This window comes from Monashia sp. HAY1-5C (assembly GCF_056755255.1).
The window spans coordinates 1-2,242 of the sequence record NZ_JBPGXG010000250.1 but is presented as its reverse complement, the minus strand read 5'-3'; the positions used below and the strand labels follow the sequence as shown (position 1 = coordinate 2,242).

Sequence of the window (2,242 nt, the reverse complement as noted above, 5' to 3'; positions counted from 1 at the left end):
TCCGTCGTCGGCAGCGTCAGATGTGTATAAGAGACAGAACGGGAACCCGGTGATATTCTCCGCGCCGTCCTCCCCGACCACGAGGATGTCGTGCTCCCGGTACCCGCCGGCCCCCGGCTCGCCGTCCAGGACCGTGATCATCGGCTCCATCGAGACGACCATGCCGGGCTCGAGCACGGTGTCGATGTCCTCGCGCAGCTCGAGGCCCGCCTCGCGGCCGTAGTAGTGCGACAGCACCCCGAAGGAGTGCCCGTAGCCGAAGGTGCGGTTCGGCAGGAGGCCGTGGCCGACGTAGATCTCGTTGAGCTCTGCGGCGATGTCCTTGCAGACGGCGCCGGGCTTGATGAGCTCGAGGCCGCGGCGGTGCACCTCGACGTTGATCTCCCACAGCTCCAGGGAGCGGGCGTCGGGCTCGCCGAGGAAGAGGGTCCGCTCGAGGGCCGTGTAGTAGCCGGAGGTCATCGGGAAGCAGTTGAGCGACAGGATGTCACCGCGCTGCAGCCTGCGGGTGGTCGCCCAGTTGTGGGCGCCGTCGGTGTTGATGCCCGACTGGAACCAGACCCACGTGTCGCGGATCTCGCTGTCGGGGAAGGTCCGTGCGATCTCGTGGACCATCGCCTCGGTGCCGATGAGGGCCACCTCGTACTCGCTGATGCCCTCGCGGATCGCAGCCTTGATGGCCTCGCCGCCGAGGTCGCCGATGCGGGCACCGTGCTTGATGACCTCGATCTCCTCGGCGGACTTGACCATCCGCTGGCGCATCGCGTCCTGGGCCACGTCGACGAGCTCGGCCCCGCCGAGGACGGCCTGCAGCCTGGCGTGGGCGTCGAGCGAGAGCGTGTCGAACTCGACGCCGACTCGGCGTGCCGTGATGCCGCGCTGGGCGAGGGCCTCCTGGACTCCGTACTGGAAGTTGTCGCGGCGCCAGTCGGTGTACACGATGTTCTCGCCGTAGCTGCGCCGCCACGGCATCCCCGCGTCGATGTTGGCGGTGACGGTCACCTGTTCGGTCGGGGTGACCACGAGGGCGTACGAGCGGCCGAAGTACGTGAAGAGGAAGTCGGAGTAGTACTTGATTCCGTGGTAGGAGGTCAGCACGACGGCATCGAGTCCCTTGGCGGCCATGATCCGGCGAAGGCCGGTCAGGCGACGCTCGAACTCGGCGTCGGAGAAGGTGAGCGGGACCTTCGCGCCGTTGTGCAGCTCCTTGAGCCGCTCGAGCTCGCTGACCGAGGTGACGGGGGTGGCGATGGACATGGTGTATCTCCTTCAGAGGGTGGTGAATCCGGGGACGGCGTCAGCCAGGTCGGTGCGTGACGGCTCGGCATCGGGTCGGTGGCCGGGCTCGGCGCCGGGTCGATGACCCAGCTCGACACCGATCGACGCCACGAGCGCGGCCGAGGTGCGCTCGAGGAGCAGGCGCCCTGCGCCCACGGATGCCGCGGCCGCCGAGGAGAGGCAGCCCGAGGCGGGCGTCAGCTCCGGACGGACGGGCAGCCGGTCGTAGCGGGGCAGCTGGGCGGCCGGCAGGTCCATGACGCGGTCGAGGTGGACCAGCTCGGGGTGCAGGTGCAGCATCAGCGAGGTCTCCAGGACGCCGCCGTGCTCGACGTCCCAGCCGGGGAACGCGCCGCGGTAGATCTCCTCGATCGTCTCGTCGTCGACGAAGTCCCAGTAGGACAACAGGACTGCCGAGACGTCCTCGCCGCGCCGCTGCAGCTCGGTCGTGGCCTGCTCGACCCCCTCGTAGAGGAACTGGTAGTTCTCGAAGTGGCCGTTGAGGAAGACGATCCGGCGGGCACCGTGCCGCGCGAACTCCAGCGTCAGCGTCCGGGCGATGGCGATGACGGTCGTCGCGTCGAGGCTCGTCGTGCCGGCCAGGTGGTTGCCGCCGCCGGAGCGCTGCTGCGACTTGTAGCCGTACACGACGGGCGCCGCGACGACACCGTCGACGGCCTCGGCGAGACGCCGGCTCATGGCCTTGGCGAGCATGACGTCGGTCTGCAGGGGGAGGTGGGGTCCGTGCTGCTCGATCGCGCCGACCGGGACGATGACCGGTGCTCCGCGACCGATCAGCTCGCGGTAGGTGAAGGCGTCGAGCTCCTCCATGAGGACGGTGGTGGGCAAGGCTGCTCCTGGGCGGGTTCTCGGGCTGTCTCTTATACACATCTCCGAGCCCACGAGACGGAGCTACATCGAGGGTGTCGTCTTCTTTTTTGAGAGGGGGGGGGGGGGGGGGGGG

General features: G+C 68.8%; 2 protein-coding genes. Both read right to left on the bottom strand.

The window, feature by feature from the left end; translation table 11 throughout:
* On the bottom strand, positions 1 to 1,257 hold a 1,257-nt coding region (locus ACR9ZK_RS21385), incomplete at its 3' end, for a M24 family metallopeptidase (protein ID WP_481343979.1).
* A gap of 12 nt (positions 1,258 to 1,269) precedes the next feature.
* Positions 1,270 to 2,127, bottom strand: a complete 858-nt coding sequence (locus tag ACR9ZK_RS21380; RefSeq protein ID WP_481343978.1) for a creatininase — start codon at positions 2,125 to 2,127, stop codon at positions 1,270 to 1,272.
* Positions 2,128 to 2,242: the final 115 nt, after the last annotated feature.